At 72.0% G+C, this 18,996-nt stretch carries 18 protein-coding genes and 1 riboswitch; of the genes, 10 read left to right on the top strand and 8 right to left on the bottom strand.

The window, feature by feature from the left end; genetic code table 11:
* The first annotated feature begins 26 nt into the window (after positions 1-26).
* Positions 27-168, top strand: a riboswitch (SAM riboswitch).
* A gap of 13 nt (positions 169-181) precedes the next feature.
* The 5 genes from thrC to AB0H75_RS35860 all read left to right on the top strand — a co-directional run bounded on the left by thrC (position 182) and on the right by AB0H75_RS35860 (position 4,609).
* Entirely contained in the window at positions 182-1,417 is a 1,236-nt protein-coding gene (gene thrC / locus AB0H75_RS35880) for a threonine synthase (protein ID WP_367804096.1), read from the top strand.
* A 23-nt stretch (positions 1,418-1,440) separates the two neighbouring features.
* Positions 1,441-1,716: a MoaD/ThiS family protein gene (locus AB0H75_RS35875; protein ID WP_367804095.1), complete on the top strand. Its 276-nt coding sequence runs from the start codon at positions 1,441-1,443 to the stop codon at positions 1,714-1,716.
* A 240-nt stretch (positions 1,717-1,956) separates the two neighbouring features.
* The gene (locus AB0H75_RS35870; protein WP_020546479.1) at positions 1,957-2,157 is read left to right on the top strand and encodes a cold-shock protein; all 201 of its coding nucleotides are present in this window, start codon (positions 1,957-1,959) and stop codon (positions 2,155-2,157) included.
* Between the two features lie 334 nt (positions 2,158-2,491).
* Complete coding sequence (groL, locus tag AB0H75_RS35865) at positions 2,492-4,120, top strand: chaperonin GroEL (RefSeq protein ID WP_367804094.1); 1,629 nt, start codon at positions 2,492-2,494, stop codon at positions 4,118-4,120.
* A gap of 156 nt (positions 4,121-4,276) precedes the next feature.
* Complete coding sequence (locus AB0H75_RS35860) at positions 4,277-4,609, top strand: hypothetical protein (protein ID WP_367804093.1); 333 nt, start codon at positions 4,277-4,279, stop codon at positions 4,607-4,609.
* 63 nt (positions 4,610-4,672) lie between these two features.
* On the opposite strand, the gene AB0H75_RS35855 is transcribed toward AB0H75_RS35860, so the two are convergent.
* Positions 4,673-5,203: a YbhB/YbcL family Raf kinase inhibitor-like protein gene (locus AB0H75_RS35855; protein ID WP_367804092.1), complete on the bottom strand. Its 531-nt coding sequence runs from the start codon at positions 5,201-5,203 to the stop codon at positions 4,673-4,675.
* A 96-nt stretch (positions 5,204-5,299) separates the two neighbouring features.
* On the bottom strand, positions 5,300-7,321 hold the full coding sequence (locus AB0H75_RS35850) for an AAA family ATPase (protein ID WP_367804090.1): 2,022 nt from the start codon (positions 7,319-7,321) through the stop codon (positions 5,300-5,302).
* A gap of 198 nt (positions 7,322-7,519) precedes the next feature.
* Between AB0H75_RS35850 and AB0H75_RS35845 the strand changes: the two genes are divergently transcribed.
* The gene (locus AB0H75_RS35845) at positions 7,520-7,852 is read left to right on the top strand and encodes a hypothetical protein (protein WP_367804089.1); all 333 of its coding nucleotides are present in this window, start codon (positions 7,520-7,522) and stop codon (positions 7,850-7,852) included.
* A gap of 230 nt (positions 7,853-8,082) precedes the next feature.
* On the opposite strand, the gene AB0H75_RS35840 is transcribed toward AB0H75_RS35845, so the two are convergent.
* From AB0H75_RS35840 to AB0H75_RS35830, 3 genes are all read right to left on the bottom strand, one after another.
* On the bottom strand, positions 8,083-9,729 hold the full coding sequence (locus AB0H75_RS35840) for a DNA repair helicase XPB (protein ID WP_367804088.1): 1,647 nt from the start codon (positions 9,727-9,729) through the stop codon (positions 8,083-8,085).
* Between the two features lie 71 nt (positions 9,730-9,800).
* The gene (locus AB0H75_RS35835) at positions 9,801-10,157 is read right to left on the bottom strand and encodes a hypothetical protein (RefSeq protein WP_367804087.1); all 357 of its coding nucleotides are present in this window, start codon (positions 10,155-10,157) and stop codon (positions 9,801-9,803) included.
* Between the two features lie 77 nt (positions 10,158-10,234).
* Positions 10,235-11,725, bottom strand: a complete 1,491-nt coding sequence (locus AB0H75_RS35830; protein ID WP_367804086.1) for a class I adenylate-forming enzyme family protein — start codon at positions 11,723-11,725, stop codon at positions 10,235-10,237.
* Positions 11,726-12,039: 314 nt separating this feature from the next.
* Here AB0H75_RS35830 and AB0H75_RS35825 point away from each other — a divergent pair, with 314 nt between their 5' ends.
* Entirely contained in the window at positions 12,040-13,398 is a 1,359-nt protein-coding gene (locus tag AB0H75_RS35825; RefSeq protein ID WP_367804085.1) for a hypothetical protein, read from the top strand.
* Positions 13,399-13,472: 74 nt separating this feature from the next.
* Here AB0H75_RS35825 and AB0H75_RS35820 read toward each other — a convergent pair whose 3' ends face one another.
* Positions 13,473-15,824, bottom strand: coding sequence for a helicase-associated domain-containing protein (locus AB0H75_RS35820; RefSeq protein WP_367804084.1), 2,352 nt, complete (start codon positions 15,822-15,824; stop codon positions 13,473-13,475).
* Positions 15,825-15,869: 45 nt separating this feature from the next.
* Between AB0H75_RS35820 and AB0H75_RS35815 the strand changes: the two genes are divergently transcribed.
* Entirely contained in the window at positions 15,870-16,637 is a 768-nt protein-coding gene (locus AB0H75_RS35815) for a hypothetical protein (protein WP_367804082.1), read from the top strand.
* Positions 16,638-16,641: 4 nt separating this feature from the next.
* Here the strand turns inward: AB0H75_RS35815 and AB0H75_RS35810 are convergent, their stop codons facing one another.
* Together AB0H75_RS35810 and AB0H75_RS35805 are read right to left on the bottom strand one after the other, a co-directional pair.
* Positions 16,642-17,259, bottom strand: a complete 618-nt coding sequence (locus AB0H75_RS35810; RefSeq protein WP_367804081.1) for a TetR/AcrR family transcriptional regulator — start codon at positions 17,257-17,259, stop codon at positions 16,642-16,644.
* A gap of 34 nt (positions 17,260-17,293) precedes the next feature.
* A complete protein-coding gene (locus tag AB0H75_RS35805) occupies positions 17,294-17,764 on the bottom strand; it encodes a hypothetical protein (protein ID WP_367804080.1) in 471 nt (156 codons plus the stop codon).
* A gap of 113 nt (positions 17,765-17,877) precedes the next feature.
* Between AB0H75_RS35805 and AB0H75_RS35800 the strand changes: the two genes are divergently transcribed.
* Positions 17,878-18,495, top strand: coding sequence for an HAD family hydrolase (locus AB0H75_RS35800; protein ID WP_367804131.1), 618 nt, complete (start codon positions 17,878-17,880; stop codon positions 18,493-18,495).
* Between the two features lie 90 nt (positions 18,496-18,585).
* Positions 18,586-18,981: a cold-shock protein gene (locus AB0H75_RS35795; RefSeq protein WP_367804079.1), complete on the top strand. Its 396-nt coding sequence runs from the start codon at positions 18,586-18,588 to the stop codon at positions 18,979-18,981.
* The last annotated feature ends 15 nt before the right edge of the window (positions 18,982-18,996 follow it).

Here is an 18,996-nt window from a genome sequence, read left to right as displayed (position 1 = left end):
TAGAGTCCAGTTCAACAACTTCATATTGCTCATCCAGAGGGGTGGAGGGACCGGCCCTGCGAAGCCCCGGCAACCCTCCCGGCTTTCGACTCGCGACCTGGCGAGGCCGACCGGGACAAGGTGCCAATTCCGGTTCGCGGTCAAGGTGGCCGCGGGCGAAGATGAGGGAAGGCCTCGCTTCATGTCGCACGACTTTGGTCCTGCCGTCGCTCTGTCCTGCCGCGAGTGCGGCGCCCGCTACCCGCTCGGGCCCAGCTTCGCGTGCCTGGAGTGTTTCGGGCCGCTGGAGGCGGCCTACGAATACGGCCGGGTGACCCGCGAGGACATCGCCGCGGGCCCGGCCAACATCTGGCGCTACCGGGCGCTGCTGCCCGTCCCGGCCGACGTGGCCACCAAGCCCAACATGAACCCGGGCTGGACGAAGCTGGTCAGGGCCGGCAACCTCGGGCGGGCGCTCGGCCTCAGGTCCCTGCACGTCAAGGACGACTCCGGCAACCCCACCCACTCCTTCAAGGACCGGGTGGTCGCCATCGCCGTCGAGGCGGCGCGCACCTTCGGCTTCCACACGCTGTCGTGCTCCTCCACCGGCAACCTCGCGGGCGCGGTCACCGCCGCGGCGGCCCGCGCCGGGCTCGACGCCTGCGTGTTCATCCCGGCCGACCTCGAAGAGGCCAAGATCGCGATGGCCCGGGTGTTCGGCGGCAAGCTGATCGGCATCGACGGCACCTACGACGAGGTCAACCGGTTCTGCTCGGAGCTGATCGGCGACCCCCTGGGCGACAAGTGGGGGTTCGTCAACGTCAACCTGCGGCCCTACTACGCCGAGGGCTCCAAGACGCTCGCGTACGAGATCGCCGAGCAGCTCGGCTGGCGGCTGCCGGAGCAGATCGTCATCCCGATCGCCTCGGGCTCGCAGCTCACGAAGATCGACAAGGGCTTCAAGGAGCTGATCGCGCTCGGCCTGGTCGAGGAGACCCCCTACAAGATCTTCGGGGCGCAGGCGGCCGGGTGCTCGCCGGTGTCGGCGGCCTACAAGGCCGGGCACGACGTGGTCCAGCCGGTCAAGCCCGACACCATCGCCAAGTCGCTGGCCATCGGCAACCCGGCGGACGGGCCGTACGTGCTGGACATCGCCCGGCGCACCGGCGGGGCCGTCGAGGACGTCACCGACCCCGAGATCGTGGCCGCCATCAAGCTCCTGGCCTCGACCGAGGGCATCTTCGCCGAGACCGCGGGCGGGGTGACCGTGGGCGTGCTCAAGAAGCTCGTCGAGGCGGGGCGGCTCGACCCCGAGGCCGAGACCGTGGTGCTGAACACCGGGGACGGGCTGAAGACGCTCGACGCCGTCGCCGGCGAGTCGTCGCGGCCCACCGCCGTGATCAAGCCCTCCCTCGACGCGTTCCGCGCGGCTGTCTGACAACCAGGAAAGGCGAGATAACCATGAGCGTTACTGTGCGGATTCCCACCATTCTGCGCACGTACACCGGCGGAAACGCGGAAGTGAGTGGCGACGGCGCGACTCTTCGTGACGTGCTCGCCAAGCTCGACGCGGACTACCCGGGCATCGGCGCGAGAATTCTGGATGAATCGGGCAAGATTCGGCGTTTCGTCAACGTTTACGTTGGGGAAGAGGACGTCCGTTTCGTCGAAGGTCTCGACACTCCCACCCCACAGGGCGCGCAGATCTCCATCATCCCGGCGGTCGCCGGCGGCTGAGTGCTCCACGGCATGACGGGAGGCGCCCCTAGTGGGCGCCTTCTGCTTTTCCAGAGCTATTCAACCTTGAAGTACCTTCCCTGCGAACAAATGCGCTGTTTGTGGATTGACACTGTTGCCAAACCCCGTGCCACAGGTATGGTCGAGGCGATCGTCTGACTGATTTAGCTATAAGTCAGGCGATTACGGGTCTCGCGGTGGAATGGGCGAGATCTGTAGCCCCAGTAAGAGGAGTCGGAAGTGGCGCAGGGCACCGTCAAGTGGTTCAACGCGGACAAGGGCTACGGCTTCATCGCGGTAGACGGTGGTAAGGATGTATTCGTCCATTACTCAGCGATCCTGATGGACGGGTACCGCTCTCTCGAACAAGGCCAGCGGGTCGAGTTCGAGATCACGCAGGGCCAGAAGGGACCGCAGGCCGAGTCTGTCCGCGCGGTCTGATTCACGTCACTGGTATGCACCGGCGGCTTCGCGCGGCAGCGCAGTCCGTGCGACCCCGCCACCCTCGTATTCGTCGATCGACGGCGGGCCACCCGGTGAGCGGCCCGCCGTCCCGGAGCAGGCGGCTGACCTGGGAGGCCACTCCGTCGGAGGGTCGTTCGCTTGCACTCGGCAGGGTAGAGTGCTAAACAGTTCGTTGGCACTCTGTGTGGCAGAGTGCCAATGACTCGGGATCGAGACGATGGGGTCTGCCGAACGGAGATGCAGGCCCTTGCCGTCGCGGGCGTCGGCTCGGTCCAGGACACGCCACCCTGCATCTGGGAGGTCTAGCCTTATGGCAGCCAAGATGATCGCGTTTGACGAGGACGCCCGGCGCGGTCTCGAGCGCGGGATGAACCAGCTCGCCGACGCCGTCAAGGTGACCTTGGGCCCCAAGGGCCGCAACGTCGTGCTGGAGAAGAAGTGGGGCGCCCCCACGATCACCAACGACGGTGTATCCATCGCCAAGGAGATCGAGCTCGAGGACCCTTGGGAGAAGATCGGCGCCGAGCTGGTCAAGGAAGTCGCCAAGAAGACCGACGACGTCGCTGGTGACGGCACCACCACCGCCACCGTGCTCGCCCAGGCGCTGGTGCGCGAGGGTCTGCGCAACGTCGCCGCCGGCGCCAACCCGATGGCCCTGAAGAAGGGCATCGAGGCCGCCGTCGAGCGCGTCAGCGAGGAGCTCTCCAAGCTGGCCAAGGACGTGGAGACCAAGGAGCAGATCGCCTCCACCGCCTCCATCTCCGCCGCCGACCCCGAGATCGGCTCGCTCATCGCCGAGGCGATGGACAAGGTCGGCAAGGAAGGCGTCATCACCGTCGAGGAGAGCAACACCTTCGGCCTGGAGCTGGAGCTCACCGAGGGTATGCGGTTCGACAAGGGCATGGTGTCGATGTACTTCGTCACCGACTCCGACCGCATGGAGGCCGTCCTCGAGGACCCGTACATCCTGATCGTCAACAGCAAGGTCTCGGCCAACAAGGACCTGCTGCCCCTGCTCGACAAGGTCGTGCAGTCCGGCAAGCCGCTGCTGATCATCGCCGAGGACGTCGAGGGCGAGGCCCTGGCCACCCTGGTGGTCAACAAGATCCGCGGCCTGTTCCGCTCCGTGGCCGTCAAGGCCCCGGGCTTCGGCGACCGCCGCAAGGCCATGCTCAACGACATCGCCATCCTCACCGGTGGCCAGGTCGTCGCCGAGGAGGTCGGTCTCAAGCTGGAGAACGCCACCCTCGACCTGCTGGGCCGCGCGCGCAAGGTCGTCGTCACCAAGGACGAGACCACGATCGTCGACGGTGCCGGTGACGCCGAGCAGATCTCCGGCCGGGTCAACGAGATCCGCGCCGAGATCGAGCGCACCGACTCCGACTACGACCGCGAGAAGCTCCAGGAGCGCCTCGCCAAGCTGGCCGGCGGCGTCGCCGTCATCAAGGCCGGCGCGGCCACCGAGGTCGAGCTGAAGGAGCGCAAGCACCGCATCGAGGACGCCGTCCGCAACGCGAAGGCGGCCGTCGAGGAGGGCATCGTCCCCGGCGGTGGCGTGGCGCTGCTGCAGGCCGGCGCCAAGGCGTTCGACAAGCTGGAGCTCGCGGGCGACGAGGCCACCGGTGCCGCGATCGTGCGCAAGGCTCTGGAGGAGCCGCTCAAGCAGATCGCGGTCAACGCCGGTCTCGAGGGCGGCGTCGTGGTGGAGAAGGTCCGCAACCTCACGCCGGGTGAGGGCCTCAACGCCGCCAGCGGCGAGTACGTCAACATGTTCGAGTCGGGCATCATCGACCCGGCCAAGGTGACGCGCTCCGCGCTGCAGAACGCCGCCTCCATCGCGGCGCTCTTCCTCACCACCGAGGCCGTCATCGCCGAGAAGCCCGAGAAGGCTCCCGCCGCCCCCGCCGGCATGCCCGGTGGCGGCGACATGGACTTCTAGGTCTTTTCGCGACGTCGAGTACAAGGGCGGCCCGGGTTTTCCGGGCCGCTCTTGTTTTCGTTGACCTGCCATGACGTTTCGCGATTGATTCGCCACTCCGAGTGAGGAAGCGTGTGTGCGGACACGCCTCACGAGGCTTCACGAAAGGAGTAGCGGATGTTCTCCCGCAGCACGCGCTTTTCCGGCGTCGCCCTGGTCTCGCTGGCCGCCGCGCTCGCGATGGGCGCTCCCGCCCGCGCCGACGACAGGATCACCTCGGCCATCCAGCTTCCGCGGGAGCTGAGCCTCTGCGGGCCGGGCGGCGGCCTGGGGCTGCCGGTGGTCGGCGCCCTGCTGGCGCCGGCCACGGGATGCGGCGGGCCGGCCGTCTCGGTGCAGGCCGAGCCGGCCCCGATGAACGCGCTGGAGCACCGGGACTGGCTGGAGGAGGCGGCCGCCGCTGACGAGCTGCCGCCCCAGACGCGGTGGAGCATCGACTGGACGCCCTGAGCCGGCCGGGGGACGCCCCCAGCCGGCCGGTGGACGCCCCCCGCCGGCCCGCGCGAGCCGGGCTCAGACGCTGTAGACCGGGATGACGTGGCCGCGGGCCAGGGTGTTGGCGGTGATGTTGAAGCCGACCACCGCCGGGCTGGCGTCGCCGTCCACGCCCAGCTTGTCGACGCTCAGGGCGTGGACGGTGAAGACGTAGCGGTGCGGGTCGCCGGGCGGCGGGGCGGCACCGCCGAACGCCTTGAGCCCGTAGTCGTTGCGGGCGTGCACCGCGCCCTCGGGCAGCCCCTTGAAGTCGGGGCCGGTGCCCGCGCCCCTCGGCAGCTCGGTCACCGAGGCCGGCAGGTCGAACAGCACCCAGTGCCAGAACCCGCTGCCCGTGGGGGCGTCGGGGTCGTAGCAGGTGACGGCGTAGCTCAAGGTGCCGGCGGGCGCGCCGGACCAGCGGAGCTGGGGCGAGACGTTCTGGCCGGTCATGCCCCAGTCGTTGAAGACGTGCAGGTCGCTCAGCCGCTCGCCGTCCTGGATGTCGTCGCTCTCGACCACGAGCGCGGGGACCGACGGCAGGTGTTCATGTGGCAGCGGTGCTGGCACGGCATCCTCCTAGGTAGAGAGCGTTCCTGCCCGCCATCCTAGAAGCGGCCGGGCCGGGCCCCCGTCAGGCCGCCGGTTCCCCCCGCGCCGTGCCGCTCAGCCCGTCAGCTCGGCGGGCAGCGGCTTGTCGTGCAGGACCGTGAGCGAGGTCACCGCGCGGGTCAGGACCACGTACAGGCGGGCCAGGCCGCGGGGCTCGGCGGCGACGATGTCGGCGGGCTCGACGACGATCACGTGGTCGTACTCCAGGCCCTTGGCCAGGGTGGCGGGGACGACGAGCAGGCGGTGCTCGCCGTCCTCGGCGACGTCGGGGTCGAGTACGGCGTGCGGGTGGGCGGACAGCGCCCGCGAGACCTCGGCGACCAGCGCGTCGGGGACGATGACGCCGATCGAGCCCTCCCTGGCCAGGGCCTCGGCGGCGGCCTCGGCCACCCGCCCGCCGATCGGGCCGCCGGAGCGCACGCTCAGCGAGCCGGCGCCGGGGCGCAGGGAGCGCGGCGCGGCCAGCCCGGGCGCGACGGACGGCAGGAGGCGGGCGGCGAAGTCGAGCACCTCGCGCGGCACGCGGAAGCCCAGCGTCAGCTCGGTGACCGCGCCCTCGCTCTGGCCCAGGTGCTCAAGGACGGCCTCCCAGGAGCTGGTGGACCAGGGCGTGGTGCCCTGCGCCAGGTCGCCGAGGACGGTGGCCGAGCCGTTGCGGCAGCGGCGGCCGAGGGCGCGCAGCTGCATCTCCGACAGGTCCTGGGCCTCGTCGATCACCAGGTGGCCGAGGGACGGCGTGCGTTCCATGAGGTCGCGCAGCTCGTCGAGGAGCGCGGCGTCGGCGGCCGACCACTTGGCCGACTTGTGGCTCCGGTACGGCTTCCGCCAGAGGAGCATTTCCTGCTCGTCAGGCGACAAGTCGCCTTTAGCGGCTTTAGCGAGAAATTCCGGATCCGACAGCAACCGGTGCAGCACCTGCTCCGGCGTCAGCTTCGGCCAGACCGCGTCCACGAGCTGCTTGACCGGCTTCGACCGGGCCACGGCGTCCTGCACCCGGTCGTCGGGCGACTCGCCGCGCTGCTCCATCCGCACCAGCACCATGTGCGCCAGCCGCTGCGCCAGCGCCGCCCGGCCGGGCAGGTAGCGGGTGGTGCCGCGCAGGGAGGCGACGATCTCGCGCACCTCGTGATCGGCCACCCGGTAGCGGTAGGCGCCCTTGGTGAACACCACGCCCTCCTCCGGCTTCACGATGTGCAGCCAGAGCGCGCGTTCCAGCACCGCCGCCATCCGGGCGTCACCCTTGACCGCGGCGACCATCGGGTCCTCAGGGGCCGCGTGCTCGCCGAGCAGGCCGGCCACCGTCGTCTGGTCCACCTTGACCTCGCCCAGCGCGGGCAGGACCGAGGAGATGTAGGACAGGAACGCCCGGTTGGGCCCCACGATCATCACGCCGGACCTGGCCAGGCGCTCGCGGTGGGTGAACAGCAGGTAGGCGGCCCGGTGCAGGCCCACCGCCGTCTTCCCGGTGCCGGGGGCGCCCTGGACGCAGACCGTGCGGGCCAGGGCCTCGCGGACGATCTCGTCCTGGTCGGGCTGGATCGTGGCCACGATGTCGCGCATCGGGCCGGTGCGCGGGCGCTCGATCTCCTCGGTGAGGATGCGCGAGGGGCCCAGCTCGACGTCCGCCTCGCCCAGGGGCTCGTCCTCGTACGCGGTCAGCGCGCCCCCGTGGTAGCCGAAGCGGCGGCGGCGTACGACGCCCATCGGGTCGGTGGGGCTGGCCTGGTAGAAGGCGCGCGACACCGGGGCCCGCCAGTCGATCACCAGCGGCCTGCTGTGGCCGTCGTGGACGTGGCGGCGGCCGACGTGGATCGTGCCGGGCAGGTCGTCGCCGGACTCGCGGTCGAGACGGCCGAAGAACAGCGGGGTGTCGGGATGGTCGGCCAGGGCGGCGACGCGCTGGTCGAGGAGGGACTGGAGGATCTGCTGCGAGACCCAGTCGCCGGCCGCGTCGGCCGAGAGGGACTGGGCGTGGGCGCGCATGGCGGCCAGGGCCGCTCTGGACTCGGCCAGGTGCCGCTGCTCGGCGGCGAGGACGTCGGCGGGTATGTCGGGGGCCAGCTGGTGTGCGGGCATGCGAAAGCGCCTCCCTTGTCGGTGACGGAGGTGGTCTAGGCAGCGAATCGGCCAGTCTAATCGGGGCGGGCGAACGCTTCAAAAGGATTTGGCCGCCCGCCGCCGCCGACCGCCGCCGCCCGCCGCTCGCCGCCGCCGGGCGCTGTCGGGCGACGGCGGGCGCGGTTGGGAGTTCCGGGGGGCGGGTACGACGAGGAGGTGGCGCGGGTTCAGCTTCGGTTCTCGCCGATCATTCCCACGATCGCGAGCTTCCTGCTCGCGGCGCTCTGGGGGCTGTCGGTGTTCGCGGGCTGGGGCCTGGAGGCGTTCTGCTCCGGCGAGCGGGCCTGCTCGGAGCGCCTGACCACGGTCTCCGCGGTGTCCGGCCTGTTCGCCGCGCTGGCCGCGGGCGGCACGGCGGCCGCCTGGCTGCTGCCGGTGGCGCGCCACGACGTACGGGTGTTCGGGCGGCTCATGGGCGCGGGCGTGGTGGCGTGGGTGGTGGCTGAGGGTGTGTTGTTCCTCGGCGGGCTCCTGGTACGCCAGTCCTGAGTTGTGACATAGGCATCCATATCCTCAGCTGAGGTATCAACCCCGGAATAGCGAAAATTCGGGCATATCAGGTGGGTTTGCCGGATCATGAGGGTATGTCGCAGGCGGCGTGATAATACGCAGGTAAGGGGGGTGGTTCGATTGTCGACGACCCGCGGAGTCTCGTGGACGTGACACCACGCTGACAGCTCGGCCGCTCGCGCGAGCGGCCGAGCTCCCCTCCCGGCGGGCTACACCCCGCCGAGCACGTCGTCGGCGTCGATGATCTGGTAGGCGTAGCCCTGCTCGGCCAGGAAACGCTGCCGGTGCGCCGCGAACTCCTGATCGACGGTGTCGCGGCTGACCACGGTGTAGAACCGCGCGCCCCCGCCGCCGGCCTTGGGCCGCAGCACCCGTCCGAGCCGCTGGGCCTCCTCCTGCCGTGAGCCGAACGTCCCCGACACCTGGATGGCGACGGACGCCTCCGGCAGGTCGATCGAGAAGTTGGCGACCTTGGACACCACCAGCACCTGGATCTCCTTGTCGCGGAAGGCCTGGTAGAGCCGCTCGCGCTCCTTGACCCGGGTCTCGCCCTTGATGACCGGCGCGCCGAGGTGCTCGCCGAGCTCGTCGAGCTGGTCGATGTACTGGCCGATGACCAGCACCTGCTCGCCCGCGTGCCGCCGCACCAGCGCCTCGGTGACCTGCGTCTTGGACGGCGTGGTGGCGCAGAAGCGGTAGCGCTCCTCGGACTCGGCCATCGCGTACGCCAGCCGCTCCTCGTCCGTCAGCGTGACGCGTACCTCGACGCAGTCGGCCGGCGCGATCCAGCCCTGGTTCTCCATCTCCTTCCAGGGCGCGTCGTAGCGCTTGGGGCCGATCAGCGAGAACACGTCGCCCTCGCGCCCGTCCTCGCGCACCAGCGTCGCGGTGAGCCCCACGCGCCGCCGGGCCTGGAGGTCGGCGGTCATCCGGAAGATCGGCGCGGGCAGCAGGTGAACCTCGTCGTAGACGATGAGCCCCCAGTCGCGCGCGTCGAACAGCTCCAGGTGGCTGTAGACGCCCTTCCGCCTGGTGGTCATCACCTGGTAGGTGGCGATGGTGACCGGGCGGATCTCCTTCTTGGTGCCGCTGTACTCGCCGATCTCGTCCTCGGTCAGCGAGGTGCGCTTGAGCAGCTCGGTCTTCCACTGGTGGGCGGAGACGGTGTTGGTGACCAGGATGAGCGTGGTGGCCTGGGCGTGGGCCATGGCGGCCGCGCCCACGATGGTCTTGCCGGCGCCGCAGGGCAGCACGACCACGCCGGAGCCGCCGTGCCAGAAGGCGTCGGCCGCCTCCTGCTGGTAGGGGCGCAGCGCCCAGCCGTCCTGGGTGAGCGTGATGGGGTGGGCCTCGCCGTCCACGTAGCCGGCGAGGTCTTCGGCGGGCCAGCCCAGCTTGAGCAGGGCCTGCTTGACGTTGCCGCGGTCGCTGGGGTGCACCGCGACCGAGTCGGCGCCGATGCGCTCGCCCAGCATCGGCTGGATCTTCTTGGAGCGCAGCACCTCCTCCAGCACCGCGCGGTCGCTGGAGGTGAGGACCAGCCCGTGGACCGGGTCCTTCTCCAGGCGCAGGCGGCCGTAGCGCGCCATCGTCTCGGCGATGTCCACGAGCAGCGCGTGCGGGACGGGGTAGCGGCTGTGGCTGATGAGCGCGTCGATGACCTGCTCGGCGTCGTGCCCGGCGGCGCGGGCGTTCCACAGCGCCAGCGGGGTGACGCGATAGGTGTGCACGTGCTCGGGGGCGCGTTCGAGCTCGGCGAACGGCGCGATGGCCTTGCGGCACGCGTCGGCCTGGTCGTGGTCGACCTCGAGCAGCAGTGTCTTGTCCGACTGGACGATGAGCGGGCCGTCGTTCACGGACCATCCCTTCCTACGGTTGACCCTTGTCCAACACGGCCGGCGGCGAGGAAAGTCCCGGGGGACGGGCGTCAGTCGTCGAGATAGCCGTTGAGACCGAGAAAGAGGAAAAGGCCGAGCGTGAGCACGAAGCCGAGCCCGAACAGGACCCAGCTCCACATCACCATGCTACGTGCCGTGCCGGGGTCGGTGCTCGAACGGCTGATCGCCAGCCCGGCGAGGACCGCCCCGGGGATGCCGAGCAGGTTGCAGCAGGAGACGATGGCGATCAGGTTGAGCACGAGCGAGACGATGGCGTTGGCGCTCGGCCCGTCGCGGCGCGGAGGCGGCGGATAGCCGTAGCCGTAGCCGTAGCCGGGCGGGGGCTGCTCGCCGTAGGGAGCGCCGTAGGGTTGGTACGGGTATCCCGGCGGGTCCTGCTGGGTCATCGTCACCTCCAGACACGTCAACACCTACCACGAAACCGAGACGTGCCCGACCTCGTTCCGCGATCTCGGCATGACCCTCAGAGCCGGGCTCGCACGGCCTTCCTGTCGAGCTTGAGCACGCTGGTGACCGGGACCTCCTCGACGAAGCGGATCTCGCGCGGGTACTTGACCCGGCCGACGCGGTCGCGGGCCCACTCGACGAGCTCCTCGGCGCTGGCCGCGCCGTCCGGTTCGAGCTGCACGAACGCCACGACCTCCTCGCCGAGGCGCGGGTCGGGGCGGCCGACCACGCAGGACCGGGCGACGGCGGGGTGCTGGTCGAGCGCGTACTCGACGTCGCGAGGGAAGACGTTGAAGCCGCCGCGGATGATGAGGTCCTTCTTCCTGTCCACGACGTAGAGGTAGCCGTCGTCGTCCATGCAGCCGAGGTCGCCGGTGCGCAGCTCGGCGCCGGCCGGCTCGTCGCGGACCAGCGCGGTGCCGTCGGGGTCGGGCTCGTGCTCGCCCCAGTAGCCGAGCATCAGCGACTCGCCCGAGACGCAGATCTCGCCGACGTCGCCGGGCTCCGCCGGCTCGCCTGAGGAGTCGCGGATGGTGACGGTGTAGCCCGGCAGCGGCAGGCCGACGCTGCCGGGCCGGCGCCTGCCGGGCGGGTTGAAGGTGGTGACCGCGCAGGTCTCGGTCAGGCCGTAGCCCTCCAGGATCCGCACGCCGGGCATCCGGCGCTCGAACTGCTCCAGCAGGTCCCTGCCGAGCGGGGCGGCGCCGCAGGTCAGATGGGACAGCTCGGGCAGCGGGTGCGACTCCAGCGGCTCGGCCAGCAACATCTGGATCATGGCGGGCACCACGGTGCCGTAGTGGACGCGCTGCTCGGCGGCGAGCTTGAGGAACTGGCCGGCGTCGAACCAGCGCATGAGCACGGCGTGCTGCGGCTCGGTGGCGTGCATCCAGGCGATCGTGACGATCAGCCCGTACGAGTGGGACAGCGGCACCGGCACGATGACGCGGTTCCTGCCCTCCTGGTGGGAGGTGTCCCAGACGGCCTTGCCGACCTGCCACAGGCCGCGGTGGCTGAGCATGACGCCCTTGGCGCGGCCGGTGGTGCCGCCGGTGTACATGAGGGCGGCCAGGTCGCCGGGGTCGCGCCCCACGGGGCCGCGCTCGGGGCCCCGCTCCAGCTCGGCGGTGTCCACGTGGACCGGGATGTCCACGCCGGCGGCCCGTACGGTCTCGGCCAGCTCGGGCGAGGTGACGACGGCCGAGGCGCCGCTGTCGAGCAGGACGTGCCGCAGCTCATCGGCGCCCATCAGGAACACCAGCGGCGTCACGACCGCGCCGGCCGCCCACAGCGCCTGGTAGAGCAGCGGCACCTCGGGCGAGTTGGCCATCATCACGGCCACGCGGTCGCCGGGCCGCACGCCCGCCTCCGCGAAGCCGCCGCACATGCGCCGCGCCCGCTCGGCGAGCGCGGTCCTGCGGTGCCAGATCCCTTCGTAGTACATCGAGTCGTGGTCGTCGAAGCGGCTCCACGACTCCTCGGCCAGTCGGCCCAGCGTTTGCTCGGTCACATGCACAACCTGATCCGCGCGGGCGCGCGCCGTCAAGCCTCGGCGTTCCTGACTGGACGTGTGGAGGACGCCATGAAGGCCAGTAAATGAAGATAAATCTGTCTTTATGTTCATTCTAGTTTTCAGGTCAGCCGAGATCGTGTAAAGGTGGGAGGGCTGGGACACGCGTGCCGTCCCCCGGTGTGGGAAGCGCGGGAATCTCCTGGTCAAGCGGCGTGGTGACGCAGCGCGACGGGCTCGTGCGAGAAGTAGGAACTCGTTGTTGCAAGATATTTTCTGTAGAAAAGTTTCGCGTCAACCACCGAGGTGACTTCGTGACCGACACGCCTCAACCGGGCGGGATCGACCTCGACGACATTAAGCTCGCTCAACGCCGTTCGGCCATCAACGAGCGGCTGCGGGCGAGCGTCCTCCCGGTCGCCAGGGACCTCACCCGGAGGGAGGCCGACGCCCTGCTGCGCTCCTACCTGGAGCCGGCCTGCTTCCCCGGCGCGGTCCGCCGGCTCGCCGCCCGCCACCTGCTCGTCCTCGTCGGCGAGGAGGAGATCGGCAAGCGGCTGGGCGGGCTGGCGCTGCTGTCGCGCATGTCGCTGGCCGAGAGCACCATCACCGTCCTGTCGCCGGCCCGCACCGCCGCCGAGCTGCTGAGCGGCACCGACTACGAGCCCGGGCGGGCGTACCTGCTGCACGACTGGATCGCCCCCAGCACCGACAGGACCGAGCTGGTCAACCTGGCGCGCAAGCTGGCCGAGCTGGGCTCGTACCTCGTCGTCACCAGGAACGGCGCGCCCTCGCCGGCGGTCGAGGTCGAGCAGCCGTGGAGCCCGCCCGATCCCGGCGAGCTGTTCGACCTGTGCCTCAGCACGTACGACCTGCGCGCGGGCGTGGCCCCCGACGTGCTCGCCAGGGCCAGGGGCCGGGCCGCGGAGCTGCCCACGCCCGCGCGGGTCGTCCGGCTGGCCGCCGGGCTCGCGCCGGGCGGGGAGCGGGCGGGCGAGGAGGTCGCCGCCTGGTTCGACACCAAGCCGGCCATGCGCGAGGTGCTGGCCGTGGCGGCGCTGGCGTTCGTCCAGCCGCTGCCCGAGGACGCCTTCGCGGCGCGGCTCGCCCGGCTCGACCGGCTCCGGCAGGAGCCCGACGGCGGCCCGCCCGCGCTGCCCGGCCGCCACCCGCTGATCGCCGTCGCCGGGGGCCAGGTCGCCTTCCGCGAGCCGCGGCACCGCGGGCAGGTGCTGGCCGAGCTGGCCGCCCGGTACGGGTTCTGGCTATGGCAGCCGCTGCGGGTCTGGGTGCGGACGCTGGCCGCCGAGGAGCCCCGCGTGCGGACGCGGGTCGCCGAGGGCGTGGCCGCGCTGGCCGCGCACGCCTTCAAGGAGGTCCGGCACGAGTTTTTGGAGGCGTGGGCGGCCGGTACGGCGGGGGAGCGGCTGGCGGCGGCCGACGCGCTGTCGTTCATGTGCGCCGACGACGCCCTCGCCCCCCAGGCGCTGCGGACCGCGCTGGACTGGGCCGCCGACCCCTGCCGGGCGCCGACGGCCGCCGCGGCGCTGGGCGGCGGCCTGTCGGTGCGCTACCCGGCCGACTGCGTCGCGGCCCTGCGGCGGCTGGCCGGCGGCCACGGGCCCGCCGCGCCCGTGGCGGCCCACTCGCTCGCGCTGCTCGCGACCTGCTGAAGGCCCCGCTGCGCTGGAGGCCGGCGCGCTGGAGGCCGGCGCGCTGGAGGCCGCACCCGCTGGAGGCCGCCGCGCTAGAGGTTCGCCACGCCCGTGATGCGGTGCAGCGCGAAGCGGTGGACGGCGGCCCTGGTCTCGTCGTACGCCGTCAGGTAGCCGCCCTCCATCCTGGCCGGCTCCAGGATGCGCGAGGTGGCGTTGCCCTGCGAGTCGAGGTAGCCGATCCACACCCGCACGCCCTGCTTGATCGCCTCCTGCAGGGCCGAGATCGTGGCCGTCGCGGGCCCGCGCGGGAGCTGGCCGTCCGGGGCGGCCACGGGCTCGCGCCGCGCCAGGTGGGCCGCGTCGCCCGCGCGCAGCGCCCGCACGGCCGCCGTCGCCACCTCAGGATCGACGCCGTTGGACGCGGTCACCGCGCGCGCCGGCGCGGCCCCCTCGGTCCTGCGGCTGTCGAGCTGGGAGATGATCACGTCGCCGTCGAGCGACTCGGCGACCGGGGCGTAGCCCATCGCGCGCAGCGAGTCGACCAGCGCCGCCCGCGACGAGCGGGAGGCGATGACCGTCGGGGCCAGCCGGCGCAGCCGCAGCGCGGCCGAGCGCCGGTCGGCGGTGATCTGGTCGAGCAGCGCCGGGTCGTCGCAGCGCACGTACGCGCCGGCCGTGCCCACCCGGATCCGCCCGTGCCGCCGCGCCACGTCGCTCACCAGGTAGGACAGCGCCTGGGGCACCGGCGTGGCCGAGTGGCGGGCGAGCATCGCCAGCAGCTCCTCGCCGCCGTGCCCCGCGTCGAGCGCCCGGCGGATCGACTGCTCGCCGAACCGGTAGACCGTGGCCCCGCCCTTCGACTCCACGTCGGCCGTGAGCGTCATCCACCGGTTGAGCTCGCTGGTCAGCGGCCCCGGCGCGACGGCGGTCAGATCGGCCTGGAGCAGCACGTGATCGACCGGCTCCGGCAGCAGCGGCGCCAGCGCGCCCGCCGCGTCGCCGCCCTCCAGCAGCGCCCGCCCGTGCCCGGACAGCGCGCCCAGGCCGGTCACCCCGACCTGCTCGGCCTCGCGCAGCGTGAACTCGGTGAGCTGCTCGCGCAGCGGCCCGCGGCGGCGCGGCTGCTCCCACGCCAGGCGTTCCAGCACCGCGTCGCGGGCGGGTGCCAGGCCCGGCGCCGCCGCCAGCACTCCCAGGGTCGCCGCGCGCACCCCGGGCGCGGCCGGGCGGCGCAGGTCGGCGTGCAGGGCGTTGAGCGGGCGGTCCCGCTCGTCGCGGTCGCCGACCAGGCCGGGCACGCGGTCCATGTGCAGCCAGGCCGCGGCCAGCGCCACCCAGCGCTCGGCGGTGCCCCGGACGCGCCACAGGTCGTAGCCGGAGGTCGGCAGCCACTCGCCGTCCACGCCGCCGCCCGCGGCGACCAGCCCGGCGGCGTGCGCCACCTCGACCACCAGCGCCGTCACCCACTCCGGCAGGTCCAGCTCGCCCGCCGCGCGCTTCAGGTCGCGGACGCCCAGCCCGCCGGTACGCAGCACGCCCGGCGGGTCGACGCTCCACCGCTCGCACAGCTCCTCGACCGACCGGACGAACGCGAACGCCTGCCCGGCCGCCGTACGGTCGGCCAGCTCCCGGTCGCGCTCGCTGCCCTCCAGCGGCGGCGGCGCGGCCAGCAGGCCGCGGTGCACCCGGCCGCCGCGCAGGTACAGGCCCACCTCGCGGGGCAGCGTCACGCTCTCCTCGCCGGTCGCCGCGAGCAGGCCGCGGGCCAGCAGCTCCTCGATGGGGGAGCGGGCGGTGGCGAGGCGTACCTCGCGGCGGGCGTTCGGCACCCGGCCGGTCGGCGGGCCCCAGGCGAGCTGGTCGAGCGCGGCCCGCGCCTCCGCCGACACGGACGCCACCAGCGGGGCGGGGTCGGCCAGCGCCGCCGCCAGGCGCTCCTTGCCGGTGCCCGCGGTGCCGGGGACGAGGTCGTCGGCCATCTCGTCGAGCTGCTCGGGCGGGTGGTGCCGGAACGCCTCGGCCGCCGGCGGGCCCAGCCCGGCCGGGTCCTCCAGCACCTTGCGGACGCCGGGGCCGAGGTCGAGCGCGTCGTCGGGGCCGTAGACCAGGGCGAGGTCGCGCAGCCGGTCGAGCGCCACCGACAGCGCGGGCTCGGGGTCGTGACCCGGCGCCTCCTCCGGGTGCGGGGCGAGGGCCGCGGCGACGAGGGCGCGCAGGCGGTCCTTCGGCGTCGGGCCGGGGAAGGCGGCCAGCGTCTCGACGACGGCCAGCGTGAAGCGGTCGAGCCGGTCGAGCGCCCTGCCGATCGCCGACGGGCTCGCCGCGCGCGAGGCCAGGCCCTCCAGGTGCGCGGGCACCGGAGTGATCAGCTCGGGACGCGCGGAGACGAGCGCCCGCAGCTGGTCGTCGGTGCGCCCCCTGATCCACTCCGTGAACTCCATCGTTGCCATGGTATGTCCCCCCTGATTGGGGCAGCATTGCTGGACGTGATAGAGCACGCGGACCAGCTCGTGCTGAACTACGTCTCCAAGGCCGCCGACGCGGCCCACGGGGTGTTGCGCACCGAGCAGCGGCTGGACTTCGCCCGGCGGCTGCGGGCCAGGATCGAGGCCGAGCGGGGCGGCAGCGGGAGCCCGCGCGAGGTGGCGAGGGTGCTGGCCCGGTTCGGCGATCCGGCGGCGCTCGTGGAACGCGAGGCCCGCAGGCTCGCCGGGGACACCCGGCGGTTCCCGGCGATCGTGGACGATCCGGGCGGCTCGGCGGGCGGGCGTGGCGCGGGGGAGCACCGGATGGGCGGGGAGCCCGGCCGGGGGCTGCCGTTCGCGGGGCTGCGCAGGGTGGCCATGTCCTCCGCCAATCCCCTGGCCACCGGCGGCCGGGACGCCAGGACCGTCGTCAAGGAGCGGCCACGCGAGGTCCTCGCGCTGATGGTCCTGGTGGCGGCCGCGCTGCTGGTGCCGTTCGGCCTGCCGACGCTGGCGATCTTCCCGGTGCCGCTGGTGGTGTGGGCGGCGGGCACGGCGATCGTGCTGCTGAGCGAGAGCTGGGACGCCCGCGACCGGTTCCTGGGCGCGGGCGCGCCGCTGCTCGGCTACGCGGTCGGCGGGGTGCTCGTCGGCGGCCTGCGGGTGGGCGCCGAGCCCGGGTTCGAGCGGTTCATGACCGAGTTCTGGGCCGTGAGCGGCACCACGTTCATGATCGGCACCGCGCTCGGCGTGCTCTGGCTGGGCTACCGGCTGCTCGACGACCTCTGAGCCGTCAGGCGACCGGCGCGGGGCTCGGCAGCAGGCCGACGGCCAGGCGTACCCAGGCCGCCACGAACTGCTCCTTGTCCGCGTGACCCGGCAGCTCGCCCACCGTCTCCTGGAAGAGCCGGTAGTGCACGACCGCGCCGCCGAGCACGGTGGAGATGGCCGGCCAGTCGAGCTTGACGTCGCGGTATTCGGGCTGCGCCTGGAACCAGGTGACGATCGCGTCGAACATGGGTTGCAGCAGCCCGTCCCGGACGACGGCGACCAGCTCGGGGAACTGGCTCAGGTCGCGGAAGAAGACGCGGGTGAGCTTCGACTCCTCGCGCACCTTGGCCAGCCCCGCCCGGCAGATGTGCGACAGCCGCTCCTCCAGGTCCGCCGAGGACTCCATGGCGCTCAGCTCGGCCATGCTCTCGGCCACCTGGCCCCTGGTGCGGGCGGCGTGCTCGTTGACGGCGGCGGCGAGCACCTCGTACTTGGACTTGAAATGCCGGTAGAGCCCTCCGGCGCCGGGAGACAGCCCTGAGGCGGCCTCGATCTCGGCCACGGATGTGGCGGAGTAGCCCCGCTCGGCGAACAGCCGCAGGGACTCATCGATGATCCGCTCACGGGTGGATCTGGTCATGTCTATCCTGATACCTCCGTAAGGAGAGTAGTCGTTACGGAGCGGCGCGCCGGATCAGGCTCGCCAGAGCGGCGCCGGCGACGAGCCAGACGACGGCGGCCAGACCGTAGTTGACCAGGGCCGTCCAGCGCGGGTCGGCGAGCTGGAAAAGGTTCGCCAGGCCCAGCGAGAGCGGCCCGGCCAGCGCCTCCACGAGCTGGTACCAGGCGTTGGCCGGGTTGGCGCGCAGGGCGGTGAACAACGCGTACAGCACCAGGGCGAGCGCCGCGACCCTGGCGGCGAGCCGGACGAGGGCGGCCGCGAGGGCCACGCCGCGCTGCCAGGGGGTGGGCGCGGTGCGGGCGGGCCTGGCGGGACGGTGCGGGCGGGCGGCGGGAGTGGAGGAGGCGGCGGGAGTGGAGGGGGCGGCGGGAGTGGTGGAGGCGGCGGGAGTGGTGGAGGCGGCGGAGGCGGTGGAGGCGACCAGGCGGTCTCCGGGGCGCGGGGATTCGGGGGTGTCGGTCATGGCCGCTCCTCTCCGATAAGTAATTCCTTTCTTCTCATTCCTACGGTCCCACAACAAGGGCCGTCAGGGGTGTTGTCGGGGTCGCGGGGAACGTTTGGCATCCTGCATGGGTGATGAGATCAGTGGGTTTCGACCTTGACATGACTTTGGCGGATACGCGCGTGGGCATAGCGGCCGTTTACGACGAGCTGTCGGCGCGTTTGGGGGTGCCGATCGACAGCGCGGCCGTCGTGGCGAGGCTGGGGCCGCCACTGGAGATGGAGCTGGCCAACTGGGTGCCGGCGGCGCAGGTCCAGGCCGCGGCGAAGCTGTACCGGGAGATTTATCCGGATATAGGAGTTCCCGTACACACGGCCATGAAGGGCGCGCACGACGCGATCGCCGCCGTACGCGCGGCCGGCGGCCGGGTCATCGTGGTGACCGGCAAGAACCAGCGCGACGCCGTCGGCACCGTCGAGGTCCTCGGCCTGGTCGTGGACGAAGTGGTCGGCTCGCTTTTCGGTGCGGACAAAGGCCCGGCACTCGCGCGGTTCGGCGCCGCCGCCTATGTTGGTGACCATGTCGCGGACATCGAGGCGGCCCGCGCGGGCGGCGCCGTGAGCGTGACCGTCGCGACCGGCCCCTACACCGTGGAGGAGCTGCGCGAGCACGGTGCCGACGTGACGCTGGCCGACCTGACCGAATTCGCCGCTTGGTACACCCGTTGGTGTCAACACGATGAGGGCCGCTAATTCCCCGGCAATTACCCGGTCGCCCCGGCGCCCTTCGGGGCATAACCTACATCCATCATCCTTTTTCGACTGTTTGAACGAGGTCCTCCTGTGCCGAGTGGCAAGGTCAAGTGGTACGACGCCGACAAGGGATTCGGCTTCCTCACCCGCGACGACGGCGGTGAGGTCTTCGTGCATTCTTCCGCGCTGCCCACCGGTGCCGGCCCGCTGAAGCCGGGCCAGAAGGTGGAGTTCGGCGTCGCCGAGGGCCGCCGTGGCCAGCAGGCGCTGTCCGTGCGCATCCTGGAGCAGCCGCCGACCCTGGCCAAGCCCAAGCCCAAGGGCAAGCGGAAGAAGCCGGACGAGATGGTCGTCATCGTCGAGGACCTCATCAAACTGCTCGACGAGGTCTCGGGCACCTACCGGAGGGGCAAGCACCCGGACACCGCGCACGCCAAGAAGATCGCCCAGGTGCTGCGCGCCCTCGCCGACGACCTCGACGCGTAGCGGGCGGCGGCCCCC

Origin of the sequence: Nonomuraea sp. NPDC050783 (genome assembly GCF_040802095.1) — a bacterium.
GTDB lineage: Bacteria > Actinomycetota > Actinomycetes > Streptosporangiales > Streptosporangiaceae > Nonomuraea.
The sequence above is the reverse complement of the archived record's forward strand: the minus strand, read 5'-3'. Positions and strand labels throughout refer to the sequence as shown.